Below are 17,594 nucleotides of genomic sequence, written 5' to 3' on the forward strand. Positions count from 1 at the left end.
TGTTAGAGTTTAGATTTTTTTATCGTTTTGTTGAGGTCAGCAAAACGATCTGAAGGCTTGTTCTTGATAAATTCGGGTAGTCTTAATTTCCCAGTAATCATATTATTGAGTAAGAATCTTCTCTGTTGCTCAATTAATCCCTTTCTCTTTTCTAGCGCTTCAATTTCTTGATCTGCGGCGGTGAGAATTTGGGCAATGGCGGTTTGCTCTTCGATGATTGGCAACTTGATCTCAATTTCACCTAGATCTGTAGAATTTATCGCTGGATAGTTTGATCCAGTGCATTTATCCAAAACCCGATTAACAAATGTTTCTGTGTGTAGAATATGGTATAAAAATTCAGGGTTATTTTGAGTTCGTATTTGCGCATAGCCGGTTGAAGCGACGTAATCACCATCTCTCGTGAAATACAAGTTATTCTTTTGATATGGCCTTACCATTTGGAACAAAATATCTCTCTTCTTTAGTTTCCTCTGAGCTCTACTTGGCGCATTTTCCAATTTAATAATTCTTTCTTTTTTCAACAAACCCTTTTCAACACTTTCAAGATCGATATAAACAAATTCTGTAGGTAGAATATTGCTCTTAGGATTAATTGTACAAGCCTCACTTAATTTTATTTTATGCCAAGAATCATTGAATCCTTTCAATTGAGTTTTGCCACTCAACAAGCTCTCCATCAATCCTTTTTTGACTTTCTTTTTCAGCTCAATTGCCTCTGCAAGCTTGTCGAGATAGCTGTTCCAAGTTTCGAGGACTTCGACGATTTTTTCTTGTTCGGGAAGAGGAGGTAGTAAAATTGGAAGCTTTCGAAGTTGTCCAAGTGAAATAAACTTTTGAATCCCCCCACTCGAAAGTGACTGGATTTTATTTTGTAAATATTTTGAATGAAATTGCTTTACTAGAAAACTAGATAAGATTTCTTTGCTTCCTGTTTTGAAAATTCCAACATTTTTAACTACAAAATTGGGCTTATCTATTATAATAGCAGCCTCACCAACTGTACCAATCATTGAAATCAAAATATCTCCAATAACGACTTGAGATCTTTTATTTATTTCACGAGCATCCTCATTACTAACGTTATAAAAATCAACTAAAGTTAGTTTACCCTTAATGATGTTCTTTGATGTAATCAAAGGGATTCCATCTGTTACTGGCTTAGGCGTAGCATGTGTGCCATCGCGAACATCAATACATTCAAATGCTTTAGTAATTTTCCATTCTTTTGGTATTGTTGTTTTAATCATAGTCATTGGCAAAAAATTATTTAAAACTTTCAAAAATTACCTTCATGTCATCAAAAATAGCTGGTTTTTCTTCCAAGGCAATTTCAACATATGCTTTTCTAACTTTTATCTTATCTTCTTCAAAAATTCTACCGCAGAAAATAGAAAATATTTCTTTCCCTTGAAATTCATTTTTCCAATTATCGCTCGAGAGTGCTGCTTCGAGCCTGGCCTGTTCAGAATCCATCCACTGCTTTAAATTTTCTTCCGACAAATCTGTGGATAACTTGGATATAGAGCTCAGGGTACTGCTAATCATTTCTAATTTTATTGTATCTAAATCTTTTGTTTCTACTGCTCGAATTGTCGATATTTCAAAACCGTGATTTAAAGCAAGGTATTCCTTGGTATTTTGTAGCAAATTTAATTTTAGCGATTCGGTCGCAATTTCTTTGATTTTCGTCTCAATGAAAGTCTGTGTTAGGTCTGTCTTTTTCGCTGTTATACAAAATCTTTCCGCGACTTTAAAAAGAATTTCTGAATCCAGGAAATAATTTTCAAGGTGTCTCTTTTTTAGGCATTTTATTTTACCGCTAGTTTCAACAGTACTTATTTGTTCATCCGAAAGACCATCCCTATCGCGAATCAGGTAAAGATCTATTCCAAAAATTGAATTTCTTATCTCTTGCTCAAATGCATTAAGAGCAATTAATTTTTCAACGGATCCTATTGGTACAATCTTTGCTTCTGGTAGATATTTTTGTGCAATTGCATGGTAGGTCAAACGGTCTAAACTGCTGCCCTCACCCTCAACAAAAACAAGTTTCTTACCTACAGCAAAGAGGCCAAGATTCTCTCCAATCAATTGCACGAGTTCTTTATGGCTGTGATTAAGCTCGCTAAGCTTATGTGCTTGGTTTGAACCCGTTTGCACAGAGTCTATAAAATAAACGTCTCCGGTAGAATAATATGTGGAAATTAAATCAGCAGAGTGCGTTAGGAAGATAAATTGATTCGTATGGTCACCAATGGTTTTTAAAGTTTCTATTAACTTAAAAGCCAATGTTGGATGTAGATGTAGTTCCGGCTCATCAACAATAATTACGGAATGTTTTATATCTTTTCTCGCAACATCAAAAATCACTTTAACGACTTCTTGCTCACCAGAGCTTAGAGAGCTAAACGGTAAAATATTACCAGTGGTGTCTTTATATTGAAATTCTCGTGGGGATTCTGGTTTGATGTCCTGTAATTCCTTCCCTGGTAATAGTTGCACAAAAATTTCCTTGTACTTATCCAATGGATCAGGATTCTCCTGAATGATTCTTTCACCTTCGCTTGGATTTTTCTTTAGCTCGTCTGCAAGTTTTTTATCGCGGACTGCATATTTTTGATAAATATATGTCATGAAATCCTGCCACCTACTTGTAAAGTTCCCATAACCCCAATTATAGGGGGTGTCCGAGTCATCCGGATCTGATCCGAGCCAATTGACCTGCGGATAGTTCACTGTTTTTATATTTCTGTCGGAGTCAATCTGAACAAGAGAGCCAACATATCTAGCCCGGCCTCCAAAACGTCGATTCTGTATATACTGCTGTAAAGATTGATTTACTTGTCCTTGTTGAGTGGTAATGGAAGTTCCTCGAAAGGCAGTAGTTTCCTCTTCCCTTGTGGCTAGCACCGTTAGCGTCAACTGTGAGTCTCCTTGCAAAGTTTGTACTAACGCTCCTTTTAGTCTCGTTTTCCCCGACCCATTTGCTCCCGCAATTATCACGATATCACCTAAATTTTCAAACTTTAGATTTTTAATCGGCGGAAAATCTTTGATTTCTAGTGACTGTATTTTCATAAGTAAATTATTAATTCAATTTTTTGCTAACCACTCACTATTTGCACTAATCCTTAAGTAATTTTGCTTTTGTGATTTGAGGTGAAGTCACATCAACTTTCAGAGTCTTCTTGCCCCCAATTCTTTTTTTCACTTCGTCTATGTGTTCTTGGGCGGATAAATCCTCGGGCATGGTCCCTCCGATGTCTTTTATAGCCTTTCTGACTTTTCCACCCACAATAAAATGGGCTTTTGAGGCACGACTCTCACCAATGGCCTCTCCCTCTTGCAATTTCGATCTTAGCTGTTCATCAGTCTGAGTTATCCTAAAGAGGTTAGCCGCTAACTCTGTGGCACCAGCTCTATCAAGTATTTTATCGTCACCAATCTGTTTTTGCTCTTGTATTTGTTTATTAGTTAGCCCGTATAAGCCCAAATAACCAGCATCATTGAACTTACCGAAATTTCTTACTCCGGAATCCTGGGCTGTTTTGAACAGTTTTTTATTATGATTTGTGACCTCATCTCGGGTTAAAAGCCTTTTTTCATCATCCGTTAAGGCCTCAAGGAGTTCTTGTTTCCTGGTTTGAGTGGCAAAATAGGTTTGAGCCAGCGCAATAGGCTCTTTCGTCGAATCTCCATTTTGAGCAATAAGGTAACAAGCGTACCTGGAAAGCTTATAGTCAGGTATTGACTGAATGGCTCCTTTGCCGCCTTTTATCACTTTGCTGATGTCGGCAAAGTGATCCTCAACAGGTTGTTCACTTAACGAACATGCAGTTTTTGCTTTTTCGATGACATTCTCAAAATTACTCCACTTGCTATATTCTAAAATCACCATCAATTCTCTCGCTTCCCAATATTCCACGCCGTGCTCGTCAACTTTTTTGATGTCTTCAAAACCTTTATTCGGAGACATAGGGCTTAAATTTTTGATCATACTTTATCAATTAAGAAATATTCAACATTTTGAGATGTCCCTCCATCTCTTTTTCCAGCCTTTGAAGTTCTGGTTCGAGCTTTTTAAGTTCAGCTAGGTTTGCTGCGATGTCGATTTCTTCTTCCTCCTCAAAAGTGTCCACATATCTTGTGATATTCAGGTTGTAGTCATTTTCTTTGATCTCTGCCAACATCACTTTCCTGGAAAACTTGTCGATTTCTTCACGATTTGCGTAAGTATTGTAGATTTTATCAATATTTTCTTCACTCAACGAATTTTGGGCTTTACCCTGCTTGAATTCTTTTGAGGCTTCTATGAACAGGATGTCTTTCCTCTTTTCGTTGGCACCGCCTGTTTCTCGTGATCTATCTAAAATCAAAATGGCGACAGGAATACCGGTTGTTTGAAAAAGTCCGGCAGGAAGACCGATGACGGCGTCAACACTATTTTCTTCTATGAGGGATTGTCGAATTTTGCCTTCAGCTCCTCCTCGGAATAAGACTCCGTGAGGTACAATTACAGCCACTCGGCCGCTCTTAGCTTTGGCGGTTTCCACCATATGTGTAATGAAAGCGAAGTCACCTTTATCCTTCGGAGGAACACCACGGAAGAAACGGTTATATTTGTCGTTTTCTGCATTCTCAGCTCCCCATTTTTTGAGAGAGAAAGGGGGGTTCGCTATTACTACATCAAATTTCATCAAACGATCATCTTCAACAAGTAAAGGGTTGTTTAAAGTATCGCCCCATTCAAGCCTTGTGGAATCCTTGCCGTGCAGGAACATGTTCATACGCGCCAACTGATAAGTTGAACCGGTGCTTTCCTGCCCATATAAGGCGTAGTTTTTAGATCCCTGCTTTTCGATTTCTTCTCCAGCCAATAACAGAAGACCCCCTGATCCACAGGCCGGATCACAAATACGGGCACCTTCTTTGGGCTGAGCAAGTTTTGCCAATAATCGTGAAATATGACGTGGTGTGAAAAACTCACCCGCTTTCTTTCCGGCTTGTGATCCAAATTGACCGATCATGTACATGTAGGCGTTTCCGATCACATCATCGTCCATGCTGCTCAGATCAATCGTATGAAAGTCATTTATAAGATGGCGAATCATCTTGTTGCGCTGCTCAACTTTTCCCAGAGTCGATTCTGAATTGAAGTCCAAACCGCTAAAAATTCCTTCAAGTTTTCCTTTATTATTCTCTTCTATTCGGTGCATCACTTTATTCATCTCTTCTCCGATATTGTCTTTTTCGTGAATCGAGTAGATGTAATCAAAGGAAGAATCTGGAGGGAGATAGAATCGGCTGGACTTCATTTTCTCCTGAATACGGCCTTCATCATTGCCAAGACGATCTTGGAGTTTTTGATGCTCCTTCTTTGCAAGATCACTTAGATACTTAAAGAAAAGCATGGCCAAAACATAGTCTTTGTATACCGCAGCATCCAAGGAAGTACGGGAAGAGTCCGCAGCACTCCAGAGGACTTTGTTTAAATGTTCTTGAGTCGTTGAATCGCTCATAATTTCAAGTGGTTAGAAGTTGGTTTATGGTTCCTTCAGTAATACTTTTGCTGAGGTCTATTTTTCGGTTTAAAAGTTTTTCTCTTTCCTGCCAATTATCACTTATCTCAATAATCATTTTTTGGATGGCTAATGATGGGACAGGAATGGATAACTCTTCCAAGGCTCCTCGCAAAATGGTTTTGATAGTGCTACCCGTAAGAATTTTCTGAATACTATTTTGTCCTGCTTCGGAATTTAGGTAAATGGACAAATATTTGGGGAGGACATTTTTGTCTTTAATTTTCAATATAAAGAGTGATGAGGCGGCGATAATACCTTCTGGCTCTTTAACGAAAACCCCTGCCCGAAAAACTCCTCGTGAAGAGAGAAGAACATCGTTTTTGGTAATAAATGCGTTTGTACGAGGCAAAGTTAAGTTGACGCGGATCAATTCAGGATAATTTATACTGCCGTCGTCATTTATGTTTTTTGCTAGTAAAACCTGAGTTTCACCCCGAGGATCACTTTTTAGAGCTTCTCGAAAGGTATAGCCTGCTATGATTTCCGAAATTTCTTTGAGACATTTACTTTGCATGCTTCATGTATACAGCTATTACAAAATTAATGTCAATACTTTTCAATGCACACCGTGAGCATACTGCATTTATGATGCCTGCTGCGTGAGGTAAATTTCGTCCTTCCAAATTGGTTGGCTGAATCATACAGTACCCACTTGGTTAGGCAACCTTTTAAATGCTACACTTCCCCCATGTCCAAATACTACAATCCTCACCGCACGCGGAATCTCTACGATCCTAAGTCGTCGGAGCCGTTTCGAATCAGTCGCTCTAAAATCGACCTGTTCATAAAATGTCCGAGGTGTTTTTATTTGGATCGGAGGTTGGGAGTGGGGCAGCCGCCGGGGTATCCGTTTTCGTTGAATTCGGCGGTGGATACGCTGCTGAAGAAAGAGTTTGATCTGCATAGGGCGAAAGGGACGGCGCATCCGTTGATGGAGGCGTATGGGCTGGAGGCCGTGCCGCTGGTGGATGAGCGAATGGATGAGTGGAGGGATTCGTTGCGGAGAGGAATTACCTATGAGTTTCCGGGGACGAATCTTGTGCTGACGGGAGGAGTGGATGATGTGTGGGTGAAGCCGGATGGCGAGCTGCTGATTGTGGACTACAAGGCGACTTCCAAAGAAGAGGAGGTTTCGCTCGATGCGGAGTGGCAGGACGGCTACAAGCGGCAGATGGAAATTTATCAATGGCTGTTTAGGAGGAATGGCTTTCGCGTTTCGGACACGGGCTACTTTGTGTACTGCAACGGCGACACGGACAAGGCCGCGTTTGATGGGAAATTGGAGTTCAGCATTAAGCTGATTCCGTATACCGGCGACGATGGGTGGATTGAGGGTGTTGTGGGGGCTTTGTATAAGTGTTTGCAGGGCGGAGAGATTCCGGCATCCGGCAAAGAGTGCGACTTTTGCGCGTACCGGGAGGCGGTGAAAGGGGTGGAGCACTTGTAAAACTTTTCCTTACCCATCTCCCCTGCTTGTGTTAAAGTAGGCACGAGCTTTTTTCACGCATGACTTATTTCATCATTGCACTTGTTGCTATTGGAGGCGTTGCACTCGTTGGGGGCTTCCTTTATTTCCTGCGGGCTGAGGCGGATCGCAAGCGCTCGCTTTCGATGTCGTTCCTAAAAATTCGTATTCCTAAAAAGGAATCTAAAGAAGATAAAGAGCAGGATACGGAGTCCATGGGTTCGCAACGGGACTTTAAAGACACACTGGGGGTGATGAAGCAGTTTTTTGAATCTTTGGCTTCGCTGGAAGATGAGACTTGGCGCAAGCATTTTTTTGGGAATGATTTCATCTCTTGTGAGTATGTCATTCGCGACAATTTGATCGACTTTTTCTTGGTGGTTCCTCACCACCTCACCACCGTAGTGGAGAAGCAGCTCACGGCTTTTTATCCGGATTGCTACATTGAAGAAGAGCCCGATTACAATCTCTTTCAAGAGGGGTCTAAGGCCGCTTATGCCACCTTCACCCTCAGCAAGTCTTACTCCTACCCCATCCGCACCTATCAACGAATGACGGCGGATCCGCTCAACACCATGACCAATGTGCTTTCCAAGTTGGAGACCTATGAAACTGCAGGCATTCAAATCATGATTCGCCCCCTACACAACCACTGGCAACACAAGGGGCGCAAGCTGGCTAAAACCGTGATGGAAGATAAACATGAGGGCTTTTTGCACGGCTTCAATCCTTTGGTTTGGCTTGGAGATATGTTGAATATTCTTTTCCGCGGAGAGGCGGGGAAAGAGCACGAAGCCGGAGGCGGGCGCACCACTTCGGTTTTGGATGAACAAGTGAAGGCGATTGAGGAAAAAAATACTCAAGTGGGATTTGAAACGGTGATCCGTTTGGTGGCGGTTTCCAATGCCCATAATAAAGCAGAAGCGCTGCTGCACAGCATGAAGACCGCCTTCGCCCAGTACACCACCACCGACAACAATGCTCTTTCGGCACGGGATAATTATTTGGGGGATTTGGTGCATCACTTTTTGATGCGTGACATGAAACGACCGCTGCGCTTCCTCTTTTCAGAGAAAATGATTTTGTGTCCGGAAGAGCTCGCAAGCCTGTTCCACCTCCCCAATATTCGTTACAATCGCGCCCCCACCATCAACTGGCAAAATTATAAAATTGCCCCTCCCCCTTCCAACATTCCGGATGAAGGGATTTTGTTGGGACACAATATTTACCGTGGAGTGAAGAAGGAAATCCGCATGAAGAATGAGGATCGTTTCCGTCACTTTTATGTGATTGGACAAACGGGTACCGGTAAATCTTCCATTTTACAGGTGATGGTTCGCCAGGATCTACAGAATGGCAAAGGGATTTGTGTGGTGGATCCACACGGACAGCTCATCGATGATATTCTTCCGTTCATTCCTCGAGAACGCGCCGATGATGTCATTTATTTCAATCCAGCCGACCTCGATCGACCGCTGGGGCTCAACTTGCTGGAAGCCGAGACTCCGGAGGAACGCGACTTGGTGGCCATGGACGCCATGAACATGATGATCAAATTGTTTGATGAAGAAATATTTGGACCCCGCATTCAGGATTATTTTAGAAACGGGTGTTTGACTTTGATGGAATACAAAGACGGCGGCTGTCTCACCGATATGGTTCGCCTCTTTACGGATGATGATTTCCAGTATGAGCGTACCAAAGACCTCAAAAACCCCATCGTGAAATCGTTTTGGGATCAGCAGATGGCCAAGACCGGGGCTCGAGAAAAGCAGGAAATGATTCCGTACTTTGCCGCCAAGTTCGGTCAGTTTGTGACCAACGGAATGATGCGTAACATCATTGGGCAAACGCACAGCGCCTTTGATTTTACCGATGTGATGAGCACCAACAAAATCTTGCTCATGAATCTTTCGAAGGGAGAAACCGGAGACATCAACAGTAAACTGTTGGGTATGATTATTGTGTCCAAGCTCCAAGTGGCGGCCTTGCGCCGGCAGCGGCTTCCCAAAGAGATGCGAAAGGATTTCTTCCTCTACATCGATGAGTTCCAAAACTATGTGACCGATTCCATTGAAGTGATTTTGTCCGAAGCTCGAAAGTACCGTCTGGGCCTCGCCATGGCGCATCAGTATTTGGCGCAGCTGGAAGCGGATGGAAAGAAGGGCAAGGGCGTGAACCTGAAAGATGCCGTATTCGGGAATGTGGGAAGCATCATGGCGTACAAAATTGGCGCGCAAGATGCGGAGTACATGGCCAAAGAAATGGCGCCGGTGTTCAGTGATCAAGATCTCATCAACATCGATAAGTACAAGGCCGTGATGAAACTTTCCATCGACACGCAGCCCTCCAAACCGTTCAGCATTGTTCCGCTGAATCCTTATCTTGATAAGGGCGACCCTGAAGCGGCCGAAGCCTACAAACAGCTCTCCCGCCTCAAATACGGCCGCGATAGAGAGTTTGTGGAACGGGAGGTGTTTAGGCGCCTCGGAACTGTCATTTAACCCCTCTGTTTATGGCTTTAAGTAAAAATAAATCCATCGGTCTTCTGCTTATTATCCTTCCGCCGATTTTTATCCTGGTGGCGCTGTTTTGTTTTGCCCTGGTGAATATGATTTTGGGGTCCAATCCGTTGGCGAATGAAGAGATCTCCGAGCTCCAGGCTGCCTTGAACACCAGCCTTGCCTTTATCGGTTTGCTTGGAACCCTGGGCGTGATGATTGGAATTCCTCTTGGAATCTTTTTCTTGGCGCGAAAAGACACCACCGCCGCACGGCTCTCGCAAGTGGATGCTCGTTCCGGAAAAGGTCCTTCTTCCGTGATTCCTGCTGAGCTTAAAGGATGGAACTGGGGTGCGGCCGGACTCACTTGGATTTGGGGCGCGTACCACAGTGTTTGGATTTCTCTTTTATCTTGGATCTCTCCGATCAATCTCTTTTGGTGGATTGTGCTTGGCCTCCATGGCAATGAATGGGCGTGGCGAAGCCAAGAATGGGCCAGTGTCCAAGAGTTTAAAAAAGCTCAAGACAAATGGAAAATCTGGGGAATCTTCTTTGTGGCACTCAAGGTGGGCGCCTTTGTCCTTGCCCTGATCTTTGGGATCACTGTCGTTTTGTTGTCTAGCTTTACAGGTTAGACTGTCTCCCTAGGGAGGGATTGTGATCTGTAAAATTACTGGTGGTTCTTTGGATCGCCCTATTTTGTCAAGGCGAGTGGGCGGCGCGATGCGCGGTTTTCTGCTATAATGATAAGAATTCTTGAATTGAAATCAGGATTCAAAAATAAAACTAAAAATAAAAATGATCGTCAAAAAAACCTTTGCGCTCGTATTCAGTTCTCTGTTCATGGCTTTGCAAGTCAGTGGGACTTTATTGGCCTTGGCGGAAGACAGTGTTCCCCCTCCTCCCGAAGAAGAGGCTGAGTATTACATACAAACCTTCATTATTACGGCCTACTATTCTCCTTTGCTCGGTCAACAAAACTATGTGACCGGTTCGTATGAAGGGGATATTACTTTAAATGGAAGGGGGACCAATGGAGCGGATGGAACTCCGGTTTTTCCGGGTATGATCGCCGCTCCCAAGAGCTACCCTTTTGGCCTTAAGATCTATATCCCCGGAGTAGGAACCACCTCAGTCAATGATAGAGGAGGTGCCATTGTAACCGCCGGAAATCGAGGAAATTCTTATGACCGTTTGGATATTTGGATGGGACATGGAGATGAAGGTCTCCGTGCAGCACTCGGTTGGGGAAAACGAACGGTGGAATGCCGTGTCTATGGGGTTAAGCCTGAGATTGAAGCTGCCGTTTACTTCGATCAATACCTGACCGTTGAAAACATCTACACTCAAACCTTTTTGAACACTTTGGAATTCCCCGATGACCTTTATTATGGAGATTCCGGAGAGGAAATCACCAAAATGCAGCAATATTTGGTGGATTGGGGTTACCTCACCGAAACCAATGGCTTTTATGGAGCGGACACCGCTCAAGCCTTGTTTGAATTCCAAACCGACTACGCCATTGTTTCAGATTCCGAAGAGCTTGGAGCCGGTCATTTTGGACCTCAAACTCGTCGAAAATTTGACGATTTGATCCTGGGCGGCGTTTCGGACGAAATGGTTAAATTGCAAAAGGGACAGAGCTTGATGAGTAAGTATCCTCACTTGTTTGAAGAGAAGGAAAGCTTTGGAACCGCACTCACGCTTGGGGACAGCGGAGAAACCGTGACTCGCCTGCAAGAAGAACTGCAAACGCTTGGATTCTTGCGCATTGCTCCCACCGGACTTTTTGGAGAAAGCACCGCGCACGCCCTTTATAAATTCCAACAATCTCAAGGCATCGTGACCAGCGAAACCGACAGTGGAGCCGGTTACCTCGGGCCTCAAACGCGCAGCGCGCTCAACTCCATTTTGGCCAGCCGTTACGAAAGCAAAAGTCTCATGGCCTACCAACGCGAAGAACTCGAAGCGGGTCGCTTGGCCCTTATGATGCCGGACAAGACTTTGGCGAGCCTCCAAAAGGAGGATTTCTAGGGGAGGAAGATTGTAAAGATTGCGCTCGGTACGGGAGCCTTTATGTACCTCGCCCATTCTTTACAATCTTCCCCAGAATTCCCTCGTTAGGGAGCCTTTATGTGCTTCACACCTCTTTAGAAATCCCTCGTTATAGTGGACTGGTACGGGAGCCTTTATGTACCTCGCCCATTCTTTACAATCTTCCCCAGAATTCCCTCTTTAGGGAACCTCCGTTACCGTGATTTCTCGTTCATCCCCGCCCTTGTGCTCTAGGTGGATTCGTAAATGGGGTCGTTGGAGCTGTGCTTCTATTTTTTCCGGCCATTCGATCACCAAGTGTTTCCCCTGCGCCAAGTGTTCTTCCAGTTGATCCAAAGTGAAGGGGTCTAGCTTTTCGAGTCTGTACAAATCGTAATGAATGAGGCCAGGGTGTTCTGAAATCAATGTGAAGGTTGGGCTTTTGATGGCGCTTGCTTCAATGCCGAGTGCCTCCGCCAAGCCTTTGACGAGCGTGGTTTTTCCCGCCCCCAAGTTCCCGTAGAGCAGCCAAATTTTGTGCTCCGGGTACTGCTCAAGCAAGGATTTTGCCAAAGCCATGGTCTCCGCGGCGGTTTGAGTGGTATTTTGCATGAAAATATGCTATTATTACTAGATTAAAACAAAATCAAACCAAAAGAAATATGAAGACACTCCGCAGTCAGCTCCAAAATCGTCATGTTCGAGAGTGGATTTCGCTCTTAACCCTTTTGGGAGTTTCGGTCTTTGGAGTGAATTACCGTTACGAAACACACCTGCTCTTCACATCCCTCACCGGCACGGAGGAGCATGATCCTTTTGATGGAACGGTGATGCCGATTCAGGAATCTCCGCGTTGGACGCACTTGACGGATGAGCAGTGGGACATGAGTTACCAAGAGCTTCCCAAGTCTGCGCTTGGACCTATTCCGGAATATCGCAATGATTATTTGACTTTTGACTCTGATGACTTGGTGTGGGGAAATGCTGAACACGATATCATTCGAGACACCAAAATCACCTTCTCCGTGGCTTATGGGGACAACTATGAGTTCGACGACTCTGGTGAAGGATCTGGAACTCACCCCGCTGTGGACATTAAAGTTCCCGAAAATACGCCGGTCTACAGCATTGCCAACGGAGTTGTGATCAGTGCCGGGACTTCCAGCAGTTTTGGAAAATATATTGTGGTGAGACACAACGGTGTCCCCGATCCCAATTTCCCAGGACAAACCACCACCTTGGATAGCAGTTATTCTCACCTTTCTGATTTCTTTGTGACGGAGGGAGAGGAAGTAGCCAAGGGTGAAGTGATTGGCCAAGTGGGAGACACGGGAACGGCCACGACTTATCATCTGCATTTTCAGCTCGATACTGACGATGCGCCTTGGCATCCCTATTGGCCTTTCACCAGTGCAGAGGCCAGTGCCGCCGGATACAGTTTTTGGGAGGCGGTGACTGCCGGAGTTGGAGAAGAGAATATGTACAGATACACGCGCAATCCTTTGGATTTTGTCCAAGACCATTTGGATGAGGACGCCACGCTCACGGATGCGCCCATTGTTTCAACCGTAGAAAGCACGGCCACTCCAGAAGAAGAGGAGCCGGAGGAAGAGGAAACCCCCACTGAAGAGGAAGTGGATTCTTCCGTGGTGAGCATCGACTTTAGTGACCTCGAAATCAGTACCCCCGCGTTCATTATGCCGGGGCAAAACGAAAGCATCCGCATCACCCTTTTGGACGAGGCGGGCGAAGTGAGAAAGGACGCCGATTTTGAAGGCTCCATGACCCTCACTGTTTCGGACGAAAGCACCGCCAAGCTGAACCGTAGCTCGATCAATGCGGCGGACTTTGAGGATGGAGTCGCGGAGCTCTCGCTTTACGCGGACCATGAAGGAGAAGTGACCCTTACGGCAACGGTTGCCACGCGCAGTTACTATTCTTCCACCGTGTATGTGATCGCCAGCATTGAACCTTTTGCCAAGTTTGGCGTTGCGCACGATGGGTTTTTTGTTCCCGGCAAGCCGGAAAGCATTCAAATTCAATCTCAAGACCTCACCGGTAAGCCCACTCCAGGATTTTATGGAGATGGAACCATTGAGCTCGACCTTGTGCAGGGATCCGGATCGTTTTCTAAGGATAAGTTCACTAAAAAGGATTTAACTACCGGTATTGCCACGGTGGATTTCACCTCTGATTCCGATGAAAATGTGATCATTCGCGTGACTTATGGAACCAAGGTGACCGAAAGCAGCACCCTGGAATCTCAGCTCTTTAGTGATGTTTCCGAACTGCATGAATTTTATACTTCTGTGAGCTACTTGTTTGAAAAAGGCACGGTTCAGGGTTATCCCGACGGTTCCTTTAAGCCCGACAATACTGTTTCCCGCGTGGAGGCGCTCAAGTTCATCTTCAGCGGTCTCGACCAAGGAGTGAACAGCGGACTCACCGTTAGCTTCAGCGACACCTCAAATGGTGAGTGGTATTCCGATGTCTTAGCCACCGCCGCCTCCAATGGCGTGGTGCAGGGTTACCCCGATGGTTCCTTTAAGCCCACTCAAGGGGTGAACCGCGTGGAATTCCTCAAGATGATTGGCACCTTAGGCCTCGAAATCGACCCTGTGGTTGAAGAAGATCCTTACGAGGATGTGAACAACCTCTCTTGGTACGCTCCTTTCGTTGCGTATGCCAAGGAAAAGAACCTCTTCCCCATCAGTGGTGATTTGTTCTACCCCGGGGACCCCATGAGCCGCATTGAAGTGGCCGAGGTCATTTACCGAATGATCGTGGTGGAACAAAATGGCGGAACCCCGTACACCAGCCTCATGCAGGCAAATTGACATTTTAAGTAAAAGGTCTATTATTCATGCTTCTAACCTTGGAGCATGGAGTCTTTTTCTGCACTTACAGGTCGCTTGGAGGCCTTGCAGCGTTCTCAATATCACATCGACCTCTTGCAGGACGAGATAGCCGAAGAAAGAGACCCCACTGTGCTCGCAGATATGCGTGAGGAATTGCACGATCGTTTGGTCCAGCTTGGGAATACGAATCTTAGAGATCTTAACCCAAACGAGCTCACCTACCTCACCCAGACCGCTCGAGCTATTCAAGCCTTGGAATCGCAGGGCTTTAGGTATGAGATTATCCATCAACTGGATATGATTCCCCCTTCTGCCCGCTACTCGCGTTTAGCTAAAGCCGTCTTCAATCTTCAAAGCGCTTTACGAAATGGTAATAAGTCCAAAGGACAAAAGATCGTTGCGAGCATAAAGTTGCTGCTCATGGAAGTTCCATCGCTCCGCACTCCCTTGGTGACAGAAGTTCTTCAAACCCGCATACACCGGAGAAAAGCATCTTAACATTAACCTTATTACATGAACGCTGCACTTCTTCTTTCCCTTGCCACGACCTTCCGGGCGGCGCCAGTTGGCTTAGCCTTGAGGGGTGCGTGGATCTTGGAACCGGAAGGGTGTGGGGAGAGATGTAGTTTTGGCCTAAGACTCCAGCCTTGCCAGTTCACTGGATGCCTGCACTTTGTGAAGTACATCTTGGATGATGCCCACTACTGCACTCGCAGCTGGATCTGAGCGTAAAAACTCCAATGCTGCCACGCCGTTCATGACGGCACTCAGATCAAATCCATCTCCTAGTGTCTTCATATCAAGAGACACCTCAATCAATGAGGCTTGCCGCGTCAGTTCTTCAGAGATGCCTCTTGCCAAAGCTAAATACAAGAGTGCTTGTTCAGTAAATTCCGGGTTTTCTGCAGCGCCCTTTGCTAGCTTTTCTCCAAGATGACGAAAAAATGTAGCGATTTTAAAGCCTTCATAGAACTGTTCCACTACCGGTTCAACCTTAGCGTTTAGGATGTCCTCTGTTTCTTTAATGTGGTCCTCATTGATCCAAAAGCGGTACCAAGTGGCAAACCTGTGGGACAACTGTGGAACAATCCAAGCTAATTTTTCTGTTTTTTTCGTGAGATCTTCGAGAAAGTTCTTCCCAAGCAGCCTTTCTATAACAAGCCTTGTGCTTGCATCCTCCGGCTTCAGTCCCGATTGAAGTGCTGCTTTTCTTGCGTGGCTCTGCAAGCCTTTTTTCAAAAGTGGTCTTTGGTCTAAGTCGGGGTGAACCATTTGTAATCTCACGAAATCTATCAAACTGTTCTCCCCCAGCACCGGAGCTTTCAACTGTGATGAGGAACGCGCTTTCAGCATGGCACTCCACACATCTTCCGGGCAACCAGCCCTTTGCTCCACAGTTTGACCCAAGAAAAGCCGGTCAATAATGGCCTTGACGACAACTCTCCTTGTAGACAAATCTTCAAGGGTAAGGATGGTAGCTTTAGCCATCAGTGGAAAGTTACCCTTGGGATCCAACTGCATTTCCTTCATGCTTAAAAATAGCTCTGAGAACCAATCTGCCAAAGTCTCCCTACGGGCAGCTGGCAACCCTACACCCACGATATAAGAAGAGTGAGCTTTGTTTATCACTCTAGCAGAGGGCGTACTCACCTTATCATCAACGTGTGGATCAAAGTTTTTTTCATAAGCAATCTTGGAACCAAACTTTGGGCCGCCTTCATCCTTGAAATATACATTCAAAATCTTCACAAAGAGCTGGCTTACTTCGTCGGAGAATCCTCTTGTATCAAGGTCTATGCTCTCTACTACCAAGACTAATTTGCTCGGGTCTTGCATGAATAGCTCTTCCAGAATTTTTTTGGGGTTCCTTTGCTCGGGAGGCAATACTCTAATTATTTGAGAAATCTCTGTACTGAACCCAAGAAGCGCATCAGGTAGTCTTTCGAATTCTGGGTTGGGGAAGCTGTCTCTCAACTGTTGTGGCTCTTTATACTCAGTCGCGTCAATTTCCTCTCTTTTTTTTCTGAATGCATTTATGGCGGCTTCATCCCTCGCGACTGCCTCCCGATAAGCGTGCAGTGCCTCCTGGGCAAAAAGACCCATTTTTCCGAACTCCTCCAGTTGTTGTAGCGTTTCGGGCATGTCAACAGCAGCATCCACTCTGGTGAGTGCTGTTATTTGCCCCTCTGGTGCTGCTCCTTTACTCATATTTGCAATGGATGGAATTCTAATCTTTTAATTATAGCATTTTTTCTCTGTTAAATCCAGGCTAATCCTGCCGGTTGGCTTAGAGAGTCTCGATAAGTGATAATCCTTTTATCTACGCCTTGGTCTCTCCATCATCGCCTGTATGTGATTAGGGAAATCTTCTTTCCGGCCTTCCTTTTCCAGCAGGTATTGGGTTAAAGCCATCAGACTAAAACCATCTCTTAAGACTTCTTCTTGTTCAGACTCCGCAGGTTTGGTGGTGATTACGCTTTCAAGCTCTTGAAGATCAACCACCCCTTTGATAGCACCTTTTCTAACTGCATTAGAAATCTTTTTTGCCTTTGTAATGCCGTGTCTCTGAATAGTTTTTTCTAAAACCCTGCGCCATTCACCTTCTGTGTACGCATCGGCGGCAGCATTTTCTGTTGCGTAGGCCCGTCCTTCTCCAGCGTAGTAGGCAGATGATCGTGCGCTTCCTGCATTCGATTGTTTAGGCTCTATCCCCACTGCTTTGTCGTAAAGATGTCGATGCTCATGTACTCCTAGCAGTCCGGCCCATGTCTCCTCCACAGGAAAGGCTTTCATCATTAGAAGATTGAGGTCAGTTCGATCTGCAACAAATATAGGTTGTGCCGTTGTAAACAAACGATGCTCGAAAGGAATAATGCATTTGTATCCTTGAATTCCTGTACCACCTTCAACACTTATCAATCGATCCCCTTGCAACTCTACCCAAAGTACTCGACTTTTGAAACTACGCATTGTAGCTAAAAGCCTTTCATCTTCTTGGTTTCTTCCTGGAGCCGAAAGAACTTTATCCAAGCCCCTATCGTAGAGGGCGCGGGCTTCTACTTCACTTAGATGAGTCATGAGAGAGAAATTTTATAGCCTAAACTACAATATGTTTATGGATTTGTAAAGAGCCTTCGGGCCAGGGGCTTTT

13 protein-coding genes and 1 pseudogene are annotated in these 17,594 nt (G+C 45.0%); 6 read left to right on the forward strand and 8 right to left on the reverse strand.

What is annotated here, in order from left to right; genetic code table 25:
- Positions 1–2: 2 nt before the first annotated feature.
- From WC777_05935 to WC777_05955, 5 genes and pseudogenes are all read right to left on the reverse strand, one after another.
- A complete protein-coding gene (locus WC777_05935; GenBank protein ID MFA6024705.1) occupies positions 3–1,256 on the reverse strand; it encodes a restriction endonuclease subunit S in 1,254 nt (417 codons plus the stop codon).
- Positions 1,257–1,266: 10 nt separating this feature from the next.
- Positions 1,267–3,081, reverse strand: coding sequence for an AAA family ATPase (locus tag WC777_05940; GenBank protein MFA6024706.1), 1,815 nt, complete (start codon positions 3,079–3,081; stop codon positions 1,267–1,269).
- 46 nt (positions 3,082–3,127) lie between these two features.
- Complete coding sequence (gene dinD, locus WC777_05945) at positions 3,128–4,000, reverse strand: DNA damage-inducible protein D (GenBank protein ID MFA6024707.1); 873 nt, start codon at positions 3,998–4,000, stop codon at positions 3,128–3,130.
- A gap of 10 nt (positions 4,001–4,010) precedes the next feature.
- Positions 4,011–5,522 (reverse strand): type I restriction-modification system subunit M, encoded by a 1,512-nt coding sequence (locus tag WC777_05950; protein MFA6024708.1) that lies wholly within the window; start codon positions 5,520–5,522, stop codon positions 4,011–4,013.
- A 79-nt stretch (positions 5,523–5,601) separates the two neighbouring features.
- A pseudogene (locus WC777_05955) lies at positions 5,602–6,099 on the reverse strand (restriction endonuclease subunit S).
- Positions 6,100–6,273: 174 nt separating this feature from the next.
- Between WC777_05955 and WC777_05960 the strand changes: the two are divergent.
- The 4 genes from WC777_05960 (at position 6,274) to WC777_05975 (ending at position 11,585) form a co-directional block, all read left to right on the forward strand.
- The gene (locus WC777_05960; protein ID MFA6024709.1) at positions 6,274–7,032 is read left to right on the forward strand and encodes a PD-(D/E)XK nuclease family protein; all 759 of its coding nucleotides are present in this window, start codon (positions 6,274–6,276) and stop codon (positions 7,030–7,032) included.
- 59 nt (positions 7,033–7,091) lie between these two features.
- Complete coding sequence (locus tag WC777_05965) at positions 7,092–9,554, forward strand: type IV secretion system DNA-binding domain-containing protein (GenBank protein ID MFA6024710.1); 2,463 nt, start codon at positions 7,092–7,094, stop codon at positions 9,552–9,554.
- A gap of 11 nt (positions 9,555–9,565) precedes the next feature.
- Complete coding sequence (locus WC777_05970) at positions 9,566–10,186, forward strand: hypothetical protein (protein MFA6024711.1); 621 nt, start codon at positions 9,566–9,568, stop codon at positions 10,184–10,186.
- Between the two features lie 163 nt (positions 10,187–10,349).
- Positions 10,350–11,585 (forward strand): peptidoglycan-binding protein, encoded by a 1,236-nt coding sequence (locus WC777_05975; protein ID MFA6024712.1) that lies wholly within the window; start codon positions 10,350–10,352, stop codon positions 11,583–11,585.
- Between the two features lie 201 nt (positions 11,586–11,786).
- On the opposite strand, the gene tsaE is transcribed toward WC777_05975, so the two are convergent.
- On the reverse strand, positions 11,787–12,197 hold the full coding sequence (tsaE, locus tag WC777_05980; protein MFA6024713.1) for a tRNA (adenosine(37)-N6)-threonylcarbamoyltransferase complex ATPase subunit type 1 TsaE: 411 nt from the start codon (positions 12,195–12,197) through the stop codon (positions 11,787–11,789).
- Positions 12,198–12,247: 50 nt separating this feature from the next.
- Here tsaE and WC777_05985 point away from each other — a divergent pair, with 50 nt between their 5' ends.
- Entirely contained in the window at positions 12,248–14,434 is a 2,187-nt protein-coding gene (locus tag WC777_05985) for an S-layer homology domain-containing protein (protein MFA6024714.1), read from the forward strand.
- A 33-nt stretch (positions 14,435–14,467) separates the two neighbouring features.
- Positions 14,468–14,941: a hypothetical protein gene (locus tag WC777_05990; protein MFA6024715.1), complete on the forward strand. Its 474-nt coding sequence runs from the start codon at positions 14,468–14,470 to the stop codon at positions 14,939–14,941.
- Between the two features lie 135 nt (positions 14,942–15,076).
- Here WC777_05990 and WC777_05995 read toward each other — a convergent pair whose 3' ends face one another.
- Together WC777_05995 and WC777_06000 are read right to left on the reverse strand one after the other, a co-directional pair.
- Entirely contained in the window at positions 15,077–16,192 is a 1,116-nt protein-coding gene (locus WC777_05995; protein MFA6024716.1) for a hypothetical protein, read from the reverse strand.
- Positions 16,193–16,759: 567 nt separating this feature from the next.
- Complete coding sequence (locus WC777_06000) at positions 16,760–17,521, reverse strand: hypothetical protein (GenBank protein ID MFA6024717.1); 762 nt, start codon at positions 17,519–17,521, stop codon at positions 16,760–16,762.
- Positions 17,522–17,594 lie beyond the last annotated feature (73 nt).

Source organism: Candidatus Gracilibacteria bacterium (genome assembly GCA_041661045.1).
Lineage (GTDB): Bacteria > Patescibacteriota > Gracilibacteria > UBA1369 > 2-02-FULL-48-14 > 2-02-FULL-48-14.